At 40.7% G+C, this 21,652-nt stretch carries 23 protein-coding genes and 3 tRNA genes; 19 read left to right on the top strand and 7 right to left on the bottom strand.

Features of this window, described 5'->3' with window-relative positions; genetic code table 11:
* Position 1 precedes the first annotated feature (1 nt).
* The 8 genes from F895_RS06215 to F895_RS06250 are packed head-to-tail and all read left to right on the top strand — an operon-like array spanning position 2 to position 6,935.
* Positions 2-1,615, top strand: a complete 1,614-nt coding sequence (locus F895_RS06215) for a hypothetical protein (RefSeq protein WP_005242520.1) — start codon at positions 2-4, stop codon at positions 1,613-1,615.
* Between the two features lie 54 nt (positions 1,616-1,669).
* Positions 1,670-2,926, top strand: coding sequence for a hypothetical protein (locus F895_RS06220; RefSeq protein ID WP_005242518.1), 1,257 nt, complete (start codon positions 1,670-1,672; stop codon positions 2,924-2,926).
* Entirely contained in the window at positions 2,923-3,225 is a 303-nt protein-coding gene (locus F895_RS06225; protein ID WP_005242510.1) for a hypothetical protein, read from the top strand. The genes F895_RS06220 and F895_RS06225 overlap by 4 nt, the downstream gene beginning before the upstream one ends.
* Positions 3,222-3,617: a hypothetical protein gene (locus tag F895_RS06230; RefSeq protein ID WP_005242509.1), complete on the top strand. Its 396-nt coding sequence runs from the start codon at positions 3,222-3,224 to the stop codon at positions 3,615-3,617. The genes F895_RS06225 and F895_RS06230 overlap by 4 nt, the downstream gene beginning before the upstream one ends.
* 14 nt (positions 3,618-3,631) lie before the next feature.
* The gene (locus F895_RS06235) at positions 3,632-5,656 is read left to right on the top strand and encodes a hypothetical protein (RefSeq protein ID WP_005242508.1); all 2,025 of its coding nucleotides are present in this window, start codon (positions 3,632-3,634) and stop codon (positions 5,654-5,656) included.
* Positions 5,649-5,879 (top strand): hypothetical protein, encoded by a 231-nt coding sequence (locus F895_RS06240; protein ID WP_005242507.1) that lies wholly within the window; start codon positions 5,649-5,651, stop codon positions 5,877-5,879. Before F895_RS06235 ends, F895_RS06240 begins: the two co-directional genes overlap by 8 nt.
* Positions 5,880-5,937: 58 nt before the next feature.
* A complete protein-coding gene (locus F895_RS06245) occupies positions 5,938-6,321 on the top strand; it encodes a hypothetical protein (protein WP_005242506.1) in 384 nt (127 codons plus the stop codon).
* A gap of 59 nt (positions 6,322-6,380) precedes the next feature.
* Positions 6,381-6,935, top strand: a complete 555-nt coding sequence (locus tag F895_RS06250; protein ID WP_005242505.1) for a lysozyme — start codon at positions 6,381-6,383, stop codon at positions 6,933-6,935.
* Positions 6,936-7,069: 134 nt separating this feature from the next.
* Here the strand turns inward: F895_RS06250 and F895_RS06255 are convergent, their stop codons facing one another.
* Both F895_RS06255 and F895_RS20085 read right to left on the bottom strand, forming a co-directional pair.
* On the bottom strand, positions 7,070-7,729 hold the full coding sequence (locus F895_RS06255; RefSeq protein WP_005242504.1) for a VOC family protein: 660 nt from the start codon (positions 7,727-7,729) through the stop codon (positions 7,070-7,072).
* A 164-nt stretch (positions 7,730-7,893) separates the two neighbouring features.
* A complete protein-coding gene (locus F895_RS20085; protein WP_005242502.1) occupies positions 7,894-8,070 on the bottom strand; it encodes a hypothetical protein in 177 nt (58 codons plus the stop codon).
* Positions 8,071-8,236: 166 nt separating this feature from the next.
* Between F895_RS20085 and F895_RS06260 the strand changes: the two genes are divergently transcribed.
* A tRNA-Met gene (locus tag F895_RS06260) sits at positions 8,237-8,313 on the top strand.
* A gap of 260 nt (positions 8,314-8,573) precedes the next feature.
* Positions 8,574-8,783: a cold-shock protein gene (locus F895_RS06265; RefSeq protein ID WP_005242501.1), complete on the top strand. Its 210-nt coding sequence runs from the start codon at positions 8,574-8,576 to the stop codon at positions 8,781-8,783.
* A gap of 93 nt (positions 8,784-8,876) precedes the next feature.
* Here F895_RS06265 and F895_RS06270 read toward each other — a convergent pair whose 3' ends face one another.
* Positions 8,877-9,806 (bottom strand): LpxL/LpxP family acyltransferase, encoded by a 930-nt coding sequence (locus F895_RS06270; RefSeq protein ID WP_010589722.1) that lies wholly within the window; start codon positions 9,804-9,806, stop codon positions 8,877-8,879.
* Between the two features lie 490 nt (positions 9,807-10,296).
* On the opposite strand from F895_RS06270, the gene lepA reads away from it, so the two are divergent.
* The 9 genes from lepA to F895_RS06315 all read left to right on the top strand — a co-directional run bounded on the left by lepA (position 10,297) and on the right by F895_RS06315 (position 17,506).
* Complete coding sequence (lepA, locus tag F895_RS06275; protein WP_005242499.1) at positions 10,297-12,114, top strand: translation elongation factor 4; 1,818 nt, start codon at positions 10,297-10,299, stop codon at positions 12,112-12,114.
* Positions 12,115-12,188: 74 nt separating this feature from the next.
* Positions 12,189-13,052, top strand: a complete 864-nt coding sequence (lepB, locus tag F895_RS06280) for a signal peptidase I (protein ID WP_005242498.1) — start codon at positions 12,189-12,191, stop codon at positions 13,050-13,052.
* Positions 13,053-13,076: 24 nt separating this feature from the next.
* Positions 13,077-13,454, top strand: a complete 378-nt coding sequence (locus F895_RS06285; RefSeq protein ID WP_005242492.1) for a DUF4845 domain-containing protein — start codon at positions 13,077-13,079, stop codon at positions 13,452-13,454.
* Positions 13,423-14,118, top strand: coding sequence for a ribonuclease III (gene rnc, locus F895_RS06290; protein ID WP_005242490.1), 696 nt, complete (start codon positions 13,423-13,425; stop codon positions 14,116-14,118). The genes F895_RS06285 and rnc overlap by 32 nt, the downstream gene beginning before the upstream one ends.
* A 4-nt stretch (positions 14,119-14,122) precedes the next feature.
* Positions 14,123-15,148 carry a GTPase Era gene (era, locus tag F895_RS06295; protein ID WP_005242488.1) on the top strand — a complete coding sequence of 342 codons (1,026 nt, stop codon included), beginning with the start codon at positions 14,123-14,125 and terminating at the stop codon, positions 15,146-15,148.
* Between the two features lie 11 nt (positions 15,149-15,159).
* Positions 15,160-15,345, top strand: a complete 186-nt coding sequence (locus tag F895_RS06300) for an NF038104 family lipoprotein (protein ID WP_005242486.1) — start codon at positions 15,160-15,162, stop codon at positions 15,343-15,345.
* A 9-nt stretch (positions 15,346-15,354) separates the two neighbouring features.
* Positions 15,355-16,062, top strand: a complete 708-nt coding sequence (gene recO / locus F895_RS06305) for a DNA repair protein RecO (RefSeq protein ID WP_005242484.1) — start codon at positions 15,355-15,357, stop codon at positions 16,060-16,062.
* A gap of 54 nt (positions 16,063-16,116) precedes the next feature.
* Complete coding sequence (pdxJ, locus tag F895_RS06310) at positions 16,117-16,845, top strand: pyridoxine 5'-phosphate synthase (protein WP_005242477.1); 729 nt, start codon at positions 16,117-16,119, stop codon at positions 16,843-16,845.
* 4 nt (positions 16,846-16,849) lie between these two features.
* Positions 16,850-17,506 (top strand): MiaE family protein, encoded by a 657-nt coding sequence (locus F895_RS06315; RefSeq protein ID WP_005242475.1) that lies wholly within the window; start codon positions 16,850-16,852, stop codon positions 17,504-17,506.
* Between the two features lie 105 nt (positions 17,507-17,611).
* On the opposite strand, the gene F895_RS06320 is transcribed toward F895_RS06315, so the two are convergent.
* The 4 genes from F895_RS06320 to F895_RS06335 all read right to left on the bottom strand — a co-directional run bounded on the left by F895_RS06320 (position 17,612) and on the right by F895_RS06335 (position 21,508).
* Positions 17,612-17,687: transfer RNA gene (locus tag F895_RS06320), tRNA-Asn, on the bottom strand.
* Positions 17,688-17,696: 9 nt separating this feature from the next.
* A tRNA-Asn gene (locus F895_RS06325) sits at positions 17,697-17,772 on the bottom strand.
* A gap of 142 nt (positions 17,773-17,914) precedes the next feature.
* Positions 17,915-19,141: a multifunctional CCA addition/repair protein gene (locus F895_RS06330; protein ID WP_005242474.1), complete on the bottom strand. Its 1,227-nt coding sequence runs from the start codon at positions 19,139-19,141 to the stop codon at positions 17,915-17,917.
* A 96-nt stretch (positions 19,142-19,237) separates the two neighbouring features.
* A complete protein-coding gene (locus F895_RS06335) occupies positions 19,238-21,508 on the bottom strand; it encodes an NADP-dependent malic enzyme (RefSeq protein WP_005242467.1) in 2,271 nt (756 codons plus the stop codon).
* Between the last annotated feature and the right edge of the window lie 144 nt (positions 21,509-21,652).

The raw sequence follows: 21,652 nt of genomic DNA, 5'->3' as shown, positions 1-21,652 counted from the left end.
TATGACGGAACTTCTTTTACCGCAAAAATCAAAAGTGGTATCAAGCACTGAAACATTAAAAGCATTTGATCCAACAACGATCAGTGTGCGGTACCGTGATACATCAGGCTCAGGCAGTGATACTAAAACGATTAATGCAGACAAGCTTAGTTTTGATTTAACACAAGGCTTTGATGAGCAGATCCTCTCTAATTCGATCCGCTTTAAGTTGGGTGCGGATACGTTTATCGATCGAACAGGCTTGTTATATCGTAATGTCGATAGTTCAACAGGCAGCGGCACACAATCAGGGACCATTCAATATGGTACCGGTGTTGCTGAGTTCGATACATGGACACCGAATGTGGATAATCAATTAACACTGCAGTCAATGACAACAACGACTGATATGCTGCCCGTGCATCATGTCAGTTTCCGCACGCCAACTATCCCGATTCGCCCTAGTTCGTTAACGGTGGTAGTTGCGCCGTTGAGTGGGGGGCAATTAACCGTGACAGCGAATGAAGCAGGGGTAATTGAGACACCGCAGGCACACGGTAAAATCAATTACGACACTGGGTTTGTTGATATATACTTTTATGAGAAAAAGCGAAAATCAGAAATTCCTGATGTTGTAAATCAGCCTTGGTACAGTCCTGAATTGGAGTACACCGAAGGTGGAGCAATCTATATCAATGTGCCATTTTGGATTGATCCGACCAGCGTACGCTATAACGCCATTGCTTACACGTATATCCCACTTGATAGCGAGATCCTTGGTTTATCTGCGACACGTTTACCACCAGATGGTCGTGTGCCAATTTTTCGCGTGGGCGATACAGGTGTCATTGCCTCATCAAAGAAACAAGAGTTGCCGAGCCACGTTGCAGGTCAAACATACGATTTGAATGATCAGCGGATCTCCTGGTGTGAGCTTGAAGATAGCAACGGCGTTAAAGTGCCGCATGACATGTACACTGTTAACTATGATTACGGCAAAGTAACTTTAAGCGGTGACTTTGCTTTGAATAGTCTTGTTGCACCGATTGTTGCTGCATATCGTTATCAAGATATTGGCTTGATCAATGATGTACAGATCAGCGGTCAAGTGACATTCACCAAGCCTTTAACGCATAACTACAGTGCATCGGATTCAATTGTTGGATCTGTTGTCGTTGTTGGCGATATGTTCAGCCGCTATTCAACCAAGTTTGTTCAAGGTACATGGAACAGCGTCTGGGCTGATGAGCCGACAGGTCAGCCAATTACGCCGAACTATAACGATGCTTTGTACCCGATCCAGATTACAAATAAAGGTGCAATACAAGAACGCTGGGCGATTGTATTCACTGATATTTCATCATTTCGAGTAATTGGCGAAGTTTCTGGCCAGATTGCTACTGGTACAACAACCATGGATTGTAAGCCGACTAATCCTATTACTAATGAGCCTTACTTTATCATTAAGAAAGAAGGTTGGGGCACAGGTTGGGCGAGTGGCAATGTTTTACGCTTCAATACAGTTGCAGCAATGCAGCCGATCTGGTGCATACGCACAGTGAAGCAATCTGAGCCGACAGTTCTAAGTGATAACTTTCAAATCATGTACCGCGGTGACATTGATCGAGTGATCTAAAACATTTAACCCATAGGGCTGCACATGCAGCCTTTTTTATTGAGTAAATAAAACATGGCTACAGATATCAAAGTGCAGTTTTTTAGCCATCTAAATGGCATTAATCTTGGTAATAACTGGGGCGATTTAATCCGAATGCTGGATATTTGTCTTGTAAACGGATTGCCATTCACTAACGTAACGGCGGCAAGTATCGATGCAAACGGCGATATCAATTTGACTTTCTACGCTGCACATAATGCGGTGTTATTCCAGATTGTTGAGCTGTCAGGTTTCTCGCCGTCAAATATCAATGGAAAATATCGAATCAAAGGCTTGCCGACTTCAACTCAAATGATTCTTAAAGCTGAGTTGTCAGGTCAATCAATCTCAGCGAATGGATCTGCGAAATTAGCAGCACTTGGCTATGACATTATTTTTCGTGATTCTAACGATGTTAAGAGGGTATATCGAGCTAAAAATCCAAGTTCAGTACATCCATTCATTCGGGTAGATGAATCAATTTCTGATGGGACAAATTCTTATAATTCAGATTACGCTAAATACGCGATGGTTGGGCTTCTTGAGAGCATGTCACATATTGATGATTATGAAGATCCCAATAAATTACAGCTACCTCTAGATACTTCTAATTTAAAACGTAACTGGCAAATCAACGGTACTGGCAATACAGTTGTTCGCGGTTGGTCTAGATGGTATTGGGCACGAGCATCCGGCGCCTACTATGGATCACCAGACACCTCAAGTCCTACAACGGGTAATAGACAATTTACTTTGTGTGGTAGTGGGGATGCCTTTTATTTTTGCAGGCCATTTTTATCAGATAATAGAAAGGTAATTTCTGGATGCGGCATATTTAACACAGCCCTAGACACAACTATGATTCCAAACTGGTTTTTAATGACCAGTTACAACTCTGTTAATGCCAGTACTGGGCAGGACTTTAGTACTATTGAAGGTGCATTGCCGTTAACTTACGGCGAGGCTCAATCCAGATTTCTAACAACGAAGTATGATGTCCTTGCACGTATTGCCAACACAGATATCGCAAAGCCTATTCTTTATAATTACTCAACAGGAAGTAATGCTTTTGGCAGTTCGCAAGTTTCAGCATTAGAAATCCCATTCTTTGATAACTCTGGTTTTCTTCGTGGAACTCTTAAACATGTATTATTTTCTGGCAATTCAAAAGGTGAAATTCATACAACACCTATAATCTCCGAAAATTCAATGTATGTTGCAGAATCATTTATGATTTTAGGTGGGTATGCTGGTGGGATGTATTTTTATTTGGGGGAATTAGAAACATGAGGCCAGTATCAAGAAATGTAGCGCTGAGTAATTATTTTATCCAGAATTTAGGATTTGGTTCAAAAAATACTGTTGCAAGTATTAAGGGAACTACTAAGAAGCTATCCGTAAATTATGAAGATGCGCGTGTTGCCTTATATAACAAAGCAAACCTTAGCCCTATTGCTATAAGAAAACCTGATATTAATGGTGTTTACCATTTCAATGGGTTAAATAATTCAATTAATTGTTTCATTGTCGCCTTTGACAATAAAAAGCAATATAACGCTGTCATTCAAGATGGAGTAGTCCCTAAATGAGTGTAATTCCTTCTTTGGCCGCAGGCTTAGCGCAGCTTCAAGCACTGGCAAACTTTTTGGATACGGGTAGCACTAACGCTACCTTTATTTTTTATGACGATGCTAAACCTTCAAGTGTGAATGTTGCCGCTAATGCCAGCGCAAAGCTTGTGACACTGACTTTCCCAAAACCGTGCTTTAAGAAGCTTAATACTGATGGTATTGAACTGAATCAAACGGATGCGGCACTGGTCATAAAAGCAGGCACGGCGACATGGGCGCGGATCTATAACGGCAAAGGTGAGGCAGTGGCTGATTTCGCCGTGGGTACCGAAATTACTTTGGCCCAGCCCAATCTTGCTTTGGGCAGTACTTTGATGATCAATTCATTTGTATTAAAACCGATAACCTAAATTGAGGTGTGCATGTGTCAAATTACATCCCACCAGATGCACATAATATCAGCCTAAATTTTAAAGATGAGCTGGGGTCAATTGATTCTCATAATCTCATTTTAAACTTTGGTGCTGATGAGCAAATCAATGCTGCAGTAAATGCAGGGGTTGCAACCTCTTTTATTGCTGAAATCGTTGCCACTCAATACACATATAATTCTGTTAAAGCTGTTGTTCAAGCTGCTTTTGATGCTGCCATTGGTGTATTGCCTGGTGAAGCTGCCCAAGTAAGCACTGTTGTTGAAACTGCATTTTCTGCTGATATCCAAGCGATAGTTGTAAATCAGTTTTGTCGTGTTGAAGCTGTGATTTCAACAAGTATCAATCCGTTTATTAATGCACGTTTTGATATCAATTCAGCGTTTGGTTTAAGTCATCTAAGTGTTTTGGAGTATCAAAGAACATTACCAGCACTTCTCGAAAATAAAATGAGGTTTGGTAAACCACTATTTAAGGCGCATAACAGCGCCTTTATTTTTGAGCGTGGTTTGACATTATCAAACGCCGTTTTAAGTGGCTTTGATAAATCTGACACTTTACAGCACTCAATTAAAACGGTCTTTGAAGAAACATCCAGATTGTCGAGTGCGTCAAAAATGGTGTGGCAAGAAAATGAAAAGTATTTCATTTCTCGAACCATGTTCTTTGAAGTGTCTGAAAAGCTGCTGATTAATCGCAATACAAGTTGGGATGAAATGATTAAAAAGCGTAAGAAAATTACGTTTAGTCATGAAGTTGCCGCAGTCTTTGAAAAATGGTTCACGTTCAAGCACGACAATGGTTTAGAGCTGGTAACCACTGACTCAATCCCGTGGGATGTTGCACAGGCCGTTTATTATCGCAAGTCCTCTGTAGATCCAATCGAACCACAGCCAAAGCCTAAATATGTTGGTTTAACCGATCTGAATTTTTCTTGTCATTGTGTAGAGGTTGATTCTCACAATGTCTTTCTAAATTTTGGTGCAAGCGATTGTTTACCATTTCCTCATAATAAAGACTGGTGGTATATCGTGAATGAATTAAAAGTTTCGCGCCTTGATAATGGCCAAGCAATTCAAGTGAACAACGGCGACTATCGTTGTGACCGTAGCTCATGGTGCTGGTCATATAATTTGACTATCCCATTTTATGAAAAGCCAAAGCTTGAGCCAGTGGATGGCAAGCCGGTTATTTTAAAGATCCTGATTAATGGCAATGAGCACAGAATGCTGCTTGAGAACATTTCGAGATCCAGACAGTTCGGTAAAGATGTTTATAAACTTACAGGCCGCAGTCCTTCAGCCTTGCTTGATGCGCCGTATTCACCGACACGATCTTTCACACAGGAAAATGAACGGACTTCGGTTCAACTGGTGCAAGCTGAGCTTGACCGGGTGAATAGCGACATTGTGCTTAATTGGGAGTTGATTGATGCATTAGGGTGGGTGTTACCAGCTAACAGCCTCAGTTATTCAAATTTAACGCCTATGGCCGCTATTAAGCTGATTGCCGATGCTGCAGGTGGTTTTGTCTATAGTGAGCCTAACAGCAACACACTGACGATTAAGCCACTTTATAAAAAAGTGTACTGGGATGCTATTCAGCAGTCTGATTTTGATCGGCTAATTCCTGAATCCGTAGTGACTGACCTATCCACTGACTATGCACTTTACCCAGATTATAACGGCGTATTTCTAACGAACGATCGAACGGGTGAAACTGGCACGGTAAAACGGCGTGACACTGCAGGTGACGTGAAGTTAGAGCCAATCAACGATCCGCTGTTTACTTCAGTAAGCGCCATGCATGAGAAAGGGCGCTCTGTGCTTGCAAAGGCAGGCATGGTTGAAAATCACAGCCTGTTAATGCCAGTAGCGAATGAAATCGGCTTGTGCACGCCGTCAGACCTAATTGCATTTAATGCTGAATGGTGGGGCGTGGCAGATAGTGTTAGTGGTTCTTTCTCGGAAGGGAAAGTCACTCAAACAGTAGCAGTGGAGCGGGTAAATCATGAGTAATGCATTATCACGGCTTTTAGACTTACTGCCAAAGACACCCGAATTTATCGCAACGGTGCAGAGTGCTGATCATCCTAATTATAAAGTGCTGGTGGTGGATGGTACCGGGCTTGTGCTTTGTACCAGTTCAACGACTTTTAACGTAGGGGATCGGGTTTATATCAGTGGAAATGAAATAAAGAGAAGTGCGCCGACAGGCGTGGTATATCAAATCGAAGTTTAACTTTAAAACATAACTTAGGCCGCCATTACGGCGGTTTTTTATTTGGAGCAATGTAAAAATGGCAGAGCCAGTTAGTAGTAGCGCAGGGGCAGTAGCAATCAAAATGTACGGTCTTGGGGTAATGATCGCAATTGTGATTGCATTGGGGTATTTGGTTGTTGTGATGACTCGGATGCCGCGCTCACGTAGTGAATGGGTTGTGAGTTTAGTAACGACTGTGATTGGAAGTGTGGGCGGGGGTGGGTTCATCATCCATCATTTTGCAATGCATGATTATGCGACTACTTGGGCAGGGATGTGCGCGATTGGTGGGATTTTCTTTGCATCAGGATTGCCATTCTGGGCGATTGCTCGATGGTTCTTTAAATATGTGAATGACCGAGAAGGAAAAAACATTTTAGAGGTTGGTAAAGAAATTAAAGACTTCAAAGACAATTTTTAATAGATCCAGAAATTAGATGCCGCCTTAGGGCGGTTTTTTATTGCATAGAGGAAATCGAAATGGACAGAAAAGCTTTTTTTGATGCTGCACGTGAGTTATTAGGTGGGCGAATTTCACAAGCTCAAGTAAATAAATTTAATGAACTTCTTGATGAATATCAGGGGAATGGTATGAAAGCAAGTACGGTTGGTATCAACTTAATTACCAGTTTTGAAGATCTGCGCCTAAATGCTTATGATGACGGCGTTGGAGTCTGGACGATCGGCTATGGTACTACGGTATATCCAACTGGCATTAAGGTTAAAAAAGGTGATGTTTGTACGCTTGATCAAGCGAAAGCATACTTTGCATACGATCTTAAGCGTTTTGAAAATGCTGTAAACAGTGCTGTTAAAGTTCCTGTTTCTCAAAATCAGTTTGACGCACTGGTGAGTCTTGCATACAACATCGGCGAAGCTGCATTTAAAGGATCTACATTGCTTAAAAAGCTAAATGCAAAGGACTATCAAGGTGCCGCTGATCAGTTCCCACAATGGAATAAAGGCGGTGGTAAAGTCATGAAAGGTTTAGTTCATCGCCGTGCGGATGAACGTGAGTTGTTCTTAAAAAAGTAATTTATCACTGCAGGCGCTCAGTGATTACATTGATCATAAGCGCCTGTATTCTCGTTGTATTACCCAGCTGCACAGCACATACGATCAACAATAATGTTAATGTTGGGATATGTGTTAAAGCTATTTAAGAGCATTTAGTACTTAAGAACCAATGGTAAAGTTGGTCTAAAATCATGGGAAAGTCCTTGCTTGTTTTCATCAAAAGTGATTTTTAATAAGTGTTCATTTCCGTTAATAATGTTTAGCATTCCAAGACTTTTCGAGTCTGGTAAACTAAATTTCTCATTGAATTCAGGCATTGTAATTTCAATAGAAGTTACTTCAGAAATCCCATTAGAATGGGTAAGTGGTTGTGCTTTATCTGGGGATGCTTGATCAGGTCTTGAAGCGAAAGATAAGAAGAACCACATTGGCTCTGAAAGTGATGAATCTTTTGCAACATCAACTTTTAAGCCATTTGGTAGGTATGATGGTTTATAACTCCAGCTTGTAAATTTTACGTCTTTATCTTCTGGATTCTTAGGTCTGAAACAAACTCCAAATGGTGAGATATCATCACTTTTTGATGAAATACGATCATATAGTAAAGTAGGTGCAGTTGTTTCACTTTTCGCTTCTTCTACATTTTCTAACCACAGTAATTCGAGAAAGAAGTTTTTAAAAAAGAATCTGCGGTTTGCTGTACCTTGTCCCAGATGTGTGTTGGAAGTTCCCTCTGTTAATCCAAAATTCTTAAGCATTTCAGCTTCTGAAGCTTTGTATTCAGTACATATAAAAATATGATCAACTTCCATTTTGTAATCTCTGTAGTTCTTTTAACAATCGAATAATATACGCTATAAATTTTTATAGACGTAAGTATCTGTGCTCTGTATTTTTTATTATGCGCAGCTCATACGATGAATAATAATGTCATGTTAGAGTTTGTGTAAAAGCCCTCTAATGAGGGCTTTTGATGTTATTCATAATAGATAGCTCTTATACCATCAATAACATGTTCATACCGTAACAAGGTAAATTTAGAATTAACTTCAAAAAAATCCCAAAACTCCATAATTGGATCGGAAAACTCTTGAAAAGTAAAATCCCTCTGAAGCTCAGGTTGTTTTATTATTATTTCTAGCCTACTTAACATGGCCTATCCTAACTCTGATGGAAAACCATACTAACGCAATCTATGGTAAAAGTATGCTGAAAGGCACTAATATAAAAAAATAGTGCGTATATTGAACTCATTTCAACATTAATCAATATTAAGCTTGCTAATTTAGGGTAAAGAGCCTATAAAGCTAACTCGTCGGTGCGGGATGGAGCAGTCTGGTAGCTCGTCGGGCTCATAACCCGAAGGTCGTTGGTTCAAATCCAGCTCCCGCTACCAACTGACTTAATTAATTTTGCTCTGTGATGTATTTATAGTTGCTATTTTGGAAAGAACAAATAGCAATTACATTAGCTTATATAATCCTAAATAAAGCTATAAATTATTAAATTCTAGAAATTCAGTTATTTCCATCTTATCTGTCTAGTATATAGTAAATAAAGCAAATCATTTGAGCTCTTTAATAAAGATTAATTGGGTCAAGTCATCGCAAAAACTTTGATTTGGCCTCTAAGTAAAATATAAAAGGTTTAAAAAATATGTCTGATAAAGCTACTGGTACTGTTAAGTGGTTTAATGAAACTAAAGGTTTTGGTTTTATTCAAGCTGATTCTGGCGAAGATTTATTTGCTCATTTTAGCGAAATTCAAAGCAGCGGCTTCAAGGTTTTGAATGAAGGCCAGCGTGTTTCTTATGTACCTGGACAAGGTAAAAAAGGACCGCAAGCAACACTTATCACTGCTATCTAATATTTTAGACTAGTGAAAAAGCCCACATAAAGTGGGCTTTTTTTATTCTCTTATAAAATTAACCGATCGGACCTTTATGACCACCTTAAAAAGTTAATAGAGACTTTTTTCACCATCTGGACGAGTTTTAAATCTACGGTGAAACCACATATATTGTGTAGGGTGCATTTTTATCTGATTCTCAATCACTAAATTGACTCGTATTGCATCTTCAACTTCATTAACACTTGGAAAGTTTTCCAAAGCCGGTTCTAGTAAAATGTGATATTGAGGGTTGCGAATGTCGCCATCACGATAAAAAAATAAGGGAATTGCTGTTGCTTTGGTTATTTTGATTAACCGTCTATGCGCAGTTACTGTTGCTGCTTGCACGCCAAAGAAAGGAGCCATTATTCCTTGTTTGAGTCCAAAGTCTTGATCCGGGCTATACCAGATAGCATGCTTATGCTTTAGATTTGATATCAATCCTTTCATATCATCTTTGGAAATCTGATTTTGATAAATTGTAGATCTGCATCGATTAATAAGCATATCTAAGAGAGGATTATTTTGGGGGCGATACACAACATCTAGATTGAAAAACGAACCACATATATAACCACCAGCATCTAATAACGTGGTATGCGTGCCTAGGAGTAAAACTCCTTTTCCTTCAGCATTCTTAAGATTCTCTAAACCTTGTATATGCATTCGGTTCCGAAACCAATGTGGACTGTACCAAGCATTTAATGCTTCAAATAGCCCTAACATCATATTAAAAAAAACTTGTTTTGCGTCTGCTTGTATTTGTTGTTCGGTTTTATCCGGAAAGCATAGCTGTAGGTTTCTAAGAGTGGTTTTACGTCTTGATTTGAGAGCTTTCCAAGCTAGTTTTGATAGTTTTTCTGCAAGCCGCCATTGAATAGCCCAGGGAAGAATTGCAAAAATCATTAAAAGAATTACAGCTATCCATATCCCCCAATATTTTGGTAATAAGAATGACCAATGAAACCTTCCTGCCCTAAATTTCCGTTCATACGACATAGCGGCTGTTTCTTAAGAAAAACTCATCAGCCTAACATAAATGAATTAGTTTTATTAATTTATTGAAGACTATTTGACCTTAAGCAGCTCATCCCGCTTAAATGGATTTTTTCTTATTTATCTCGATTCATAGATCAATTCCGATTAGGTACAAAGGAGATGCCAATCTGAATCTATCCAAACACTATTCAATATCGCTTTTTCTTAAAAAAGGATAGGAGCAGCATAATTGGGGAAGATAACTGTCTTATAGTCAAAGTTAGGTTTAAGCAGATCTAAAAGTTGAACTCTTGATTTTGTAATAGCTTCATAGTTTGCATATACATAGTGCTCTCCATGGTAATACGCTAAAGACTACACACACTTTTAACACTATATTTTTAACATTGTTCTGCTTATACTGTGCCGAACTTTTCGAACATTATTTTTCACGGCAATAAGCAATTATTTAATTGAGTACATTGTTGTGTACATATTATTAAGGTAACCCATGGCGCAAGCTAAAAAATCCGTAGATATCAAAAATATACGCAATTTCTCGATCATTGCTCATATTGACCATGGTAAGTCGACTTTGGCTGACCGTTTTATTCAAATGTGCGGTGGCTTACAAGATCGTGAGATGCAAGCTCAAGTATTAGACTCTATGGAGCTTGAGCGTGAACGTGGGATTACCATTAAGGCTGCATCGGTAACCTTGTACTACACGCATCCAAATGGTCAAGAATATCAATTGAATTTTATTGATACTCCAGGGCACGTTGACTTCTCTTATGAAGTATCACGTTCTTTAGCAGCCTGTGAAGGTGCATTGTTGGTCGTAGATGCTGCGCAAGGTGTTGAAGCACAGTCTGTCGCAAACTGCTATACCGCAATTGAGCAAGGTCTGGAAGTTTTACCGATCTTAAACAAGATTGATTTACCGCAAGCAGAACCAGAGCGTGTAATTCACGAAATTGAAGAAATTATCGGAATTGAAGCGACTGATGCGCCAACCTGTTCAGCAAAAACAGGTTTGGGGGTTGAGGGTGTTTTAGAGCGTTTGGTAGATGTGATTCCTGCACCAGAAGGTGATCGTGATGCGCCTTTACAAGCGTTGATTATCGACTCATGGTTCGATAATTACCTTGGTGTTGTATCGTTGGTTCGTATCAAACAAGGTCGTATCCGTAAGGGCGACAAGATGTTGGTGAAATCGACAGGCCAAACACATCCAGTAACTTCAGTGGGGGTATTTAATCCGAAGCATACCGAAACTGACATCCTCGAAGCGGGTGAAGTGGGCTTCGTGATTGCAGGGATTAAAGATATTTTTGGCGCGCCAGTGGGGGATACCATTACCCTTGCAGCAACACCAGAAGTTACAACTTTACCAGGTTTTAAAAAGGTTAAGCCGCAGGTCTATGCGGGCCTGTTCCCGATTGATTCGAGTGACTTCGAGCCATTCCGTGAAGCGCTGCAAAAATTACAGATCAATGACTCGGCTTTATTTTTCGAACCTGAGAGTTCGGATGCATTGGGCTTTGGTTTCCGTTGTGGCTTCTTGGGGATGCTGCACATGGAAATCGTACAAGAGCGCTTAGAACGTGAATACGATCTTGATCTGATCAGTTCTGCGCCAACGGTTATTTATGAAGCATTGACCAAGAAAGGCGATATTATTTATATCGACAGCCCTTCAAAAATGCCAGATGGTTCAACGGTTGAAGATCTACGTGAACCGATTGCTGAATGTCATATTCTGGTGCCGCAAGAATATCTGGGTAATGTCATGACTTTGTGTATTGAGCGCCGTGGCGTGCAAAAAGATATGAAGTTCTTGGGTAATCAAGTGTCAATTACTTTTGAAATTCCAATGGCAGAAGTGGTCATGGATTTCTTTGATAAATTAAAATCGTGTTCACGTGGTTTTGCATCATTAGACTATAACTTTGTACGTTTTGAGAGTTCAGCTCTGGTTAAGGTTGATGTTCTAATCAATAGCGAAAAGGTCGATGCCTTGGCAATGATCTGTCACCGTCAAGATGCGCGCCATCGTGGTATCGCATTGGTTGAGAAGATGAAAGATCTTATCCCTCGCCAAATGTATGATGTTGCGATTCAGGCGGCGATTGGTGCGCAAATTATTGCCCGTTCTACCGTGAAAGCCATGCGTAAAAACGTATTGGCAAAATGTTATGGCGGTGATGTCTCACGTAAGAAGAAACTTCTCGCGAAGCAGAAAGAAGGTAAGAAGCGTATGAAGCAAGTGGGAAGTGTCGAGATCCCACAAGAGGCTTTCTTAGCTGTATTGAAAGTTGATCGATAAAGAAACATGAGGCTGGGGAGGCATACTGCTTTACCCAGTCGAACGACGAGCAGTGAAACTGCAAGAGAGGGTTTGTGGATTTTGATTTTAACTTGATTCTGGTACCAGCAACACTAATTTTCTTTTTGGTGTGGTTACTAGATAAGTTGGTATTGAAACAGCGTGCAACACGAGGGCGTAATCAAGAGAATTTTGTCATTACATGGGCATATGACTTTTGGCCTGTGTTAGCTGTTGTGCTGGTGCTACGTTCTTTCTTATATGAACCATTTAATATTCCATCAGATTCTATGGTTCCTACCTTAGAAACGGGTGATTTTATCTTGGTGAATAAGTTTGATTATGGTGTGCGTTTACCCATCGTGAACGCTAAAATCATTGATGTTAGTGAGCCAAAACGTGGAGAAGTGATCGTATTCCGTTATCCGCCACAACCAACGATTAGCTATATTAAACGCGTAGTTGGTGTGCCTGGTGACCATGTTCAATTCAGAAATGGGCAATTAATTATTAATGGTCAGCAAGTCGCAAAGGTAGAAACACAATACTCGCGTGAGAAAGACCAGCAAGATACGCCAACTGCACTTTACTTCAAAGAAACCTTAGGTGAGCATCAGCATTTAGTCCGTTACTTGGAAGGGCGAAATCCTTTGGTTGAGCAATTCCAGTTTGCACAATTGCGAGGTGCTGAAGCATTAATCCCATTTGTGGCCAAAGAAAATGATGTGTTTATTCAAAGTAATGGTCAAGATTGGGAAGTGACTGTGCCAAAGGGGCAATACTTTGCCATGGGTGATAACCGTGATCAAAGTGCAGACAGTCGTTTCTGGGGCTTTGTACCTGAGGCGAATTTAACAGGTCGAGCTTTTTATGTATGGATGCATAAAGAACCTGGTTTTAATCTTCCAAGTTTTAACCGAAATGGTAAGATTGACTAATAAAAATAGATAGGAAATAGATAGATGCGTAAATCTCAACAAGGGACTTCGTATATTGCAATTTTATTTGGGGTGGTTTTATTTGCAGTTGCTGTTAAGGCAGCAATTGCGATTTGGCCAGCATACTGGGACGATAAACTGATTAATACTCAGATTGAGGGCTTATTAAAAGATAGCCCTCCGAATACTACGCCAAGTAAGTTCGCGTCTCAGATGGATCAGCGTTTTGATATGAACGGGATTCGTGATCTGCGTTTTAAAGATATTGCGCAAGTGACTTATAAAGATGATCTTGTGGTGATGAAGAAGTATGAAATACGTAAGCCTTTCATGCTGAATATCAGTTTAGTTATGACCTTTGAGAAGACTTTTGACCAAAAATCTGCAAAACAAGCTCAATGATACACGGCTGCAAGGGCGCATAGGTCACCAGTTTAAACAGTTTGACTTGTTAAAGCTGGCTTTGACCCATCGCTCGGTTAGCCATAAACATAATTATGAACGCCTAGAGTTTCTAGGCGATTCATTATTAGGGATGATCGTCGCAAATTATTTGTACAATGCCTATCCATTGGAAAATGAAGGTCGTTTAACGCGAATGCGTGCGACTTTGGTTCGACAGGAAGCGTTGGGAAAAATCGCAAATGATTTGCAACTAAGCCGGTCATTAATTTTAAGCACAGGCGAGTTAAAATCTGGTGGACATCACCGAGAGTCGATTTTGGCGGATACCGTAGAAGCCATCATTGGTGCTATTTATTTAGACAGTAATGATCTCAACTTGCTGGAACGCATTGTGCTAAAATGGTATGAACCCTATCTGGATCATATCGAACCGACAGATCAACTGAAAGACCCGAAATCACGTTTGCAAGAGTATTTACAAGCACGTAAAAAACCTCTCCCAGTTTACGAGGTTGTAGATATTCAAGGTGATGCCCCAAACCAACATTTCAAAGTGGAATGTGATGTAACGGGATTGCCAAAAATTATAGGCGAGGGCTCAAGTCGTCGTTTTGCCGAACAAACGGCAGCGGCAGAGATTTTAAAATTATTGGAGCAATAACCTGATGTCTCAATCAAATGAAAATAAGCCAGAAGCAATTGAACAGCAAGATGGCAATAACTTAATTGATCAATTTTTTAGTTCTCAAGGAACTACCATTCCTTCAGATTTCAAAAGCGGTTTTGTTGCTATTGTCGGTCGCCCAAACGTAGGTAAATCTACGTTGATGAATCATTTACTGGGTCAAAAGTTATCGATTACTTCACGTAAGCCACAAACTACGCGTCACAAGATTGTGGGAATTGATTCACGCGAGAAATCTCAGGCAGTATTTGTTGATACGCCAGGGATGCACAAAAAAGAAGTACGTGCCATCAATAAGATGATGAACCGTGCTGCGCACTCAGCATTGCGTGATGTGAACTTGGTTTTATTTGTGGTGGATGCACAGAAGTGGACTCAAAACGATGAATTGGTTTTGGAAAAACTTAAAAATGCAGAAATGCCTGTTATTCTTGTGATCAATAAGTTAGATACTTTTGAAAATAAAAATGAAGCTTTACCACTGATTCGCGAGCGTGCAAAGTTAATGAACTTTGCTGAGATTGTTCCTGTTTCTGCACTACGTGGAGCGAATCTGGAACACCTGCGCGATACCATTGAGAAATATTTGCCGTATCAGCCGCCTTTGTATTCATTAGATCAGATTACTGATCGTTCTGAACGTTTCCTTGCGAGTGAAATCATTCGCGAGAAAATCATGCGTCAGTTAGGTGAAGAGCTTCCATATGATTTGACCGTACAAATCGAATCGTTTAAAACTGAAGAAGCGACTGTAAATGAAAAAACAGGTCGTTTAAAGCCACCTTGTACTTATATTGATGCAACCATTTTCGTAGAGCGTCAAGGTCAAAAAGCCATTGTAATTGGTGATAAAGGTGCAAAGCTGAAAAGTATCGGAATGGATGCACGTGCAGACATGGAAAAAATGTTTGAACAGAAAATCATGCTTACACTTTGGGTGAAAGTCAAAGGTGGTTGGTCTGATGATGAGCGTGCTTTAAAAAGCTTGGGTTATAGCGATATTTAAAAGGATTCGGAATGATTAAAGCACTCATGGTTTTATCCTGCATCTTTTTGTTACAAGGATGTATTACTAAAGTTGTTACCGTCCCGGTCAAAGTGGCTTATAAAACCACGAAAGGGGTCGTAAAGGGAACAGCTGCGGTTGTGGGTGCTGTAATCCCAGATGGTGATGATAAAAAGGATGAAAAAGAAAAGGACTAGTATCGTTCTATGATGCGTAATGAAGTCCTGCATGGCTATTTGATTCATCATCGTAAATATCGTGAAAAAAGCCATATTGTGCATTTATACACACAAGAGTTTGGTCGGGTGGATGGAATTTTAAGACAAATTCCACCACCGCAATATCAGCCGATTCGTTTGCAAGCTACAGGAAAATCTGAACTGAAGAATTTCACCAAACTTGAAATTCTGAATCAGCCTGTGTTTTTTCATGGTGATGCTTTTTTTGCCGGTTTTTATTTAAATGAAATTTTATTGCGATTATGTCCTCTAGAAGAGGCCATGCCACAAAGCTTTGAACAATATCAATTGATATTATTACAATTACAGCAATTGGCTTCTCATGAGCAAGCGGCTTTATTTTTGCGGCAAATATTACGTCAGTTTGAGCATGTTTTGCTGCAAGAATTAGGTTATGCAATTGATTTTTCAGTTGATGCAAATCAGCAGGAAATCTTGCCGTTTCGGTACTATCAATTTCAGCTCAATGACGGTTTTTTACCAGTTTCACAAGCTTCGCGCTCTTCGCTTGCAGGGGCTTTGATTGCATCAATGCAATGTTATGAAGATGGTCAGAATTTTTCTCCCGAACAACTGCAATTATTAGGTAAACTATATCGCCAAATGATTAGCTCATTGTTAGGTGATCGGCCGTTGAAAAGCCGTCAACTCTGGATTCAAAATACGCAAACTTGATTTCTTTGATGCATTGATGGTGTAAACAAAGAGATAAACGATAGGATATTTTTTATGGCTGCAATCTTAGGTGTAAACATTGATCATGTTGCGACGTTAAGACAGGCACGTGGTACAACTTACCCTGATCCGGTTCAGGCTGCTTTGGTTTGTGAAGAAGCGGGTGCTGAAGGGATTACTTTGCATTTACGTGAAGATCGCCGCCATATACAAGATGATGATGTACGTCGTATGCGTCCATTATTAAAAACACGAATGAATCTCGAATTGGCCGTGACGGATGAAATGGTTGAATTTGCCAAAGAGATACAGCCACAACATGTTTGTTTCGTGCCTGAGCGTCGTCAGGAAGTCACCACGGAAGGTGGTTTGGACGTGGTTGGTAATTTTGAAAAGGTCAAGGCTGCAACTGAAGCGCTCAAAGCGATTGGTAGTGATGTTTCTTTATTTATTGATGCAGATTTGGCTCAGATTGATGCCGCTGTGGCATGTGGTGCGCCGACCATTGAAATCCATACGGGCGCTTATGCTGATGCCGAGACAGATGAGCAGCAAAAAGCTGAATTGGCGCGTATTATCAAAGGTGTAGAATATGCTGCCGCTAAAGGTTTGGTGGTGAATGCTGGTCATGGTTTGAATTTGGACAATGTTGCTGCGATTGCTGCGATTCCACAAATTCATGAATTAAATATTGGTCATTCGATCATTGCAGATAGCGTATTTGTTGGTTTGACTCAAGCAGTAAAAGATATGAAAGCAGCAATTCAGGCTGCTGCGAGATAAGTTGATGAGTAGTGTAAATTATGATGAGTTGATGCAACCTGTCATCGCATTTTTGGGTTGTATGACTCCTCAGGCATGGTTGGATGAAGCCATTAATAATCTGGACATCTTAATGCAAGACCATGCCAACTGTGAGAAAAAAGCGGCGAGTACAGCAATGAACTTGATGTTCCGCTATAGTTTCTTTACAGACCTGCAAGTGAAATTGGCGCAATTGGTGCGTGAAGAAATGCTGCATTATGAGCAGGTTTTGGAATTCATGAACAAACGCGGCCAAGAGTGGAAGGGTTTGAGTGCAGGGCGCTATGCAGGTGGATTACGTAAAGAAATCCGTACTTATGAGCCTGAGGCTCTAATTGATGTGATGATTATTGGTGCATTTGTCGAAGCACGCTCGTGTGAGCGTTTCTATGCGTTGGCACCGATTGTGGATGATGAGCTGGGGCGTTACTACCGCTATTTACTGAAGTCTGAATCTCGTCATTTTGAGGACTATCTGGCTTTAGCTTTAGATGTTGCAAAAACGGCGAAACTTAAAGATCCAGAAGAGACGATCCAGCAACGTATTGAGCATATTCGTGAAGTGGAAAAAAATCTGATTTTAAGTCCAGACAATACCTTCCGTTTCCACAGTGGTGTACCTGCAAAAGTTGCAGCTTAATTTACGATAAAAAGGCCTCTGTATCTCAGAGGTCTTTTTTATTGGCTTATATTTTTATTGGGAATAAAAAAAGCCTTGATCAATGATCAGGGCTTTTTAGAATCTTGGCTCTCCCACCTGGGCTCGAACCAGGGACCTGCGGATTAACAGTCCGTCGCTCTACCGACTGAGCTATGGGAGAATAGTAGATTGGCTCTCCAACCTGGGCTCGAACCAGGGACCTGCGGATTAACAGTCCGTCGCTCTACCGACTGAGCTATTGGAGAATCTGATGCGCATTTTAGGCATGAAAAGCGGATGCGTCAACAACAATAGTAAAGAAAATTAATCGTTTGCTTGATTAATAAGCTTTTCTGGCGAAACTAAAGTAAACTTGTTTAAAAATAACCTTATTTACTTAAAAATTAATCAGTTATTGTGCAGCTCCTTAAATTTGGCAAGTGCATCAATTCGATACTGAATCAGCATTTCACCAATTTCTGGACCTGTGACATGTTCAGGTAAGTCCTGAGCGCGAATATTGCGCACAATTTCCATGGCATCTAAAACAAACTGTGCCTGAGGATAAGGACGCTGCTCCAAACCTAAGCGGCCCTTGGCATCGCATTCACAAGCTTGTACAAAGGCGATGACTTTCTCGGGACGACGCAGTACATCTAAGCGCTGTAATAGCCGCCATAACGTGCCTGGTTTGAGATTCTTGATCTGATGGCATTTCAGATGCTCTTTGCAGACGATCAGCGCCAAATTTTTTAAATGTGTAGGAACTCTTAAGCGGTCACAGAGCACGGTCACAGGCTGGATACCACGCTCTTCATGCATAATGTGCCGTGGGAGTTCATCTACAGGGGTAAGTGCTTTACCTAGATCATGAACCAGTACTGCAAAACGGACATCCAATGCATATTTTGCTAAACAAGCTTGTTTGAGCGCCATCAATGTATGAATACCACAGTCGATTTCAGGATGATATTCTGGACGTTGCGGTACACCAAAAAGGGCATCAATCTCGGGGAATAAAATCTTTAAGGCGTGACAATCTCTTAAGGTTTGGAAGTAAATATCGGCATGATCTTCCAGTAAAGCACGGGACGTTTCTTTCCAGACGCGTTCAGGTGTTAAGGCATTTAGCTCGCCAGATTGAGCAATATCTTGCATCAATTGTAGCGTTTCATCCGCAATTTTAAAGCCATAGGCTGCATAACGGGCAGCAAAACGAGCCACACGAAGAACACGTAAAGGATCTTCAGTAAATGCATCCGAAACATGACGCAGAATTTTCTGCTCTAAATCTTGTTGTCCGCCATAAGGATCATAAATGTTACCTGCTTCATCCATGGCCATAGCATTAATCGTCAAGTCACGACGAATCAGATCTTCTTCTAGTTTAACAGTCGTGTCCGTGAAAAATTGAAACCCATGATAACCAATGCCTGACTTACGCTCCGTGCGTGCAAGTGCATATTCTTCTTTTGTCATAGGATGTAGGAATACCGGGAAGTCTTTTCCCACGGGTTGATAACCTTCGGCAAGTAATTGCTCGGGCGTTGCTCCAACCACCACATAATCTTTTTCGTGATAGGGGTGGCCGAGTAAATGATCCCGAACAGCACCGCCTACTAAATAAACTTGCATGAAAAAACCTCTATTCTTCACACAATCATGCTACAGAATAGAGGTTTTCTCAAGAGTTAAGCGAAGCTTTTCAAGAAAAGCAGAGCTTAAATAGATTTAGTTTTGACTTTGCTGAATTTCCGCAACCGTTAAAGCTGTCATATTCACCAAGCGACGCGTTGTTGCTGTAGGTGTAAGAATATGAACAGGTTTTGCAGCACCTAATAAGATAGGGCCAATGGTTACATTATTACCAGAAGTTGCTTTTAACAAGTTGAATGAAATATTTGCTGAATCAAGATTTGGCATAATCAACAAGTTTGCAGAACCTTTGAAACGTGAATTTGGAAATGCAAAATGACGGATGTTCTCATCTAGGGCTGCATCACCGTGCATTTCGCCTTCGACTTCAAGTTCAGGTGCTTGTTCAGACAGTAAACGATAAACTTCACGCATTTTTTGAGCGCTTGGATCCGTTTGGTCACTACCAAAGCTTGAGTGAGAAAGTAGGGCAACACGTGGTGTAATACCAAAACGACGGACTTCTTCTGCTGCTAAAATGGTCATTTCAGCGAGCTGAGCAGCAGTTGGATTCGTGTTGACATACGTATCTGCAATAAATAGATTGCGATCTTCAAGCATCAATGCATTCAAGGTAAAGAATGTACTGCGACCTTCTTTTAAACCAATGACATTTTTCACGAAATCTAAGTGAATGTCATAGCTTGAATAGGTACCACATAACATACCGTCTGCTTTGCCAAGTTTAACTAGCATCGCTGCGATTAAAGTAGAGCGACGACGTGCTTCACGTTGTGCATATTCAACAGTGACACCTTTGCGCTGCATGATTTGATGGTATTCTTTCCAGAAATCATCATATAAAGGATTTTTTTCCTGATCGACGATCTCAATGTTCATACCATGCTGTAAACGTAAACCTAGCTTTCTGATGTTATCTTCAATGACTGCGGTACGACCAATCAGAATTGGTTTCGCTAAGCCTTCATCGACAACAATCTGAACAGCACGTAATACACGTTGATCTTCGCCCTCAGCATAAGCAATACGCTTTGGATCTGTTTTTGCTTGAGAGAAAATTGGCTTCATCAGGAATGCTGAGTTATAAACAAACTCAGAAAGTCGTTGGCGATATGCCGAAAAATCTTCAATTGGACGTGTGGCTACACCAGAGTCCATTGCTGCTTTTGCTACTGCCGGTGCAATTTCTAAAATCAATCGCTGATCAAGTGGACGAGGGATTAAATAGTCACGACCAAATGAAGCTGATTTTTCACCATAGGTTGCTGCATCTGCTTCAACATGTGCCATACGTGCAATAGCATGTACACAAGCAATTTTCATTTCTTCATTAATGGTGGTTGCACCTACATCAAGAGCACCACGGAAGATATAAGGGAAGCAAAGCGCATTGTTGACTTGGTTAGGATAGTCTGAGCGGCCTGTTGCCATGATGGCATCTGGACGTACTTCATGCGCATGTTCAGGCAAGATCTCAGGATCTGGGTTTGCGAGAGCAAAAATAATTGGATTTTCAGCCATTTCCTTAACCATTTCTTTGGTTAGGATGCCGGCTGCTGACAGCCCTAGGAACATGTCTGCACCAGCCATCACTTCATGGAGTTGGCTTGCTTGAATGTCTTGCACATAACGTTTTTTAGACTCATCCAATCCTTCACGAGAGGTGGTGAGAAGGCCGCGAGAGTCGGCAACAACGATATTGGCTTTATTTACACCTAAAGCACAAAGTAAATCTAAACAAGAAAGGGCAGCAGCGCCTGCGCCTGATGCAACGATTTTAATTTCATCAATCTTTTTATTGACCAGTTGCAAAGCATTGAGCAACGCAGAACCAACAATAATACTGGTACCATGTTGGTCATCATGGAAGACTGGAATTTTCATGCGCTCGCGAAGTTTCTTTTCAATGTAGAAACATTCTGGCGCTTTGATATCTTCAAGGTTAATACCACCAAATGTTGGTTCTAATGCAGCAACGATGTCCACGATTTTGTCTGGATCATTTTCATCAATTTCGATATCGAATACATCAACACCAGCAAACTTCTTGAACAGAACGCCTTTACCTTCCATTACAGGTTTAGATGCGAGTGGACCAATATTTCCTAAACCAAGCACGGCTGTACCATTACTCACAACCGCGACCAGATTTCCGCGTGCTGTATACTTTGCAGCGGCAGAAGGGTCTCGTTCGATTTCCAAACATGGAGCTGCAACGCCTGGAGAATATGCAAGCGCTAAATCTCGTTGGTTAACGAGCTGCTTGCTAGGTGTCACACTGATTTTTCCTGGTGTTGGAAATTCATGGTAATACAAAGCGGCTTGTTTTAAAGATTGATCGTCCATCTGAGTCTCGTTTGTTCCGATAATAATCAGACATCTAGCTGTCTAATTACGATATTAAGATAAGTGCACAAGAATATAGCACTAGTTCATGCTTTCGCCCAGTCAAAAAAGCTTATTTTCACTGAACCGTATGCTTATTGACTG

The organism is Acinetobacter sp. CIP 64.2 (genome assembly GCF_000369645.1).
Taxonomy (GTDB): domain Bacteria; phylum Pseudomonadota; class Gammaproteobacteria; order Pseudomonadales; family Moraxellaceae; genus Acinetobacter.
Note: the sequence above shows the minus strand (reverse complement) of the source record. Positions and strands in the feature narration are given on the sequence as shown.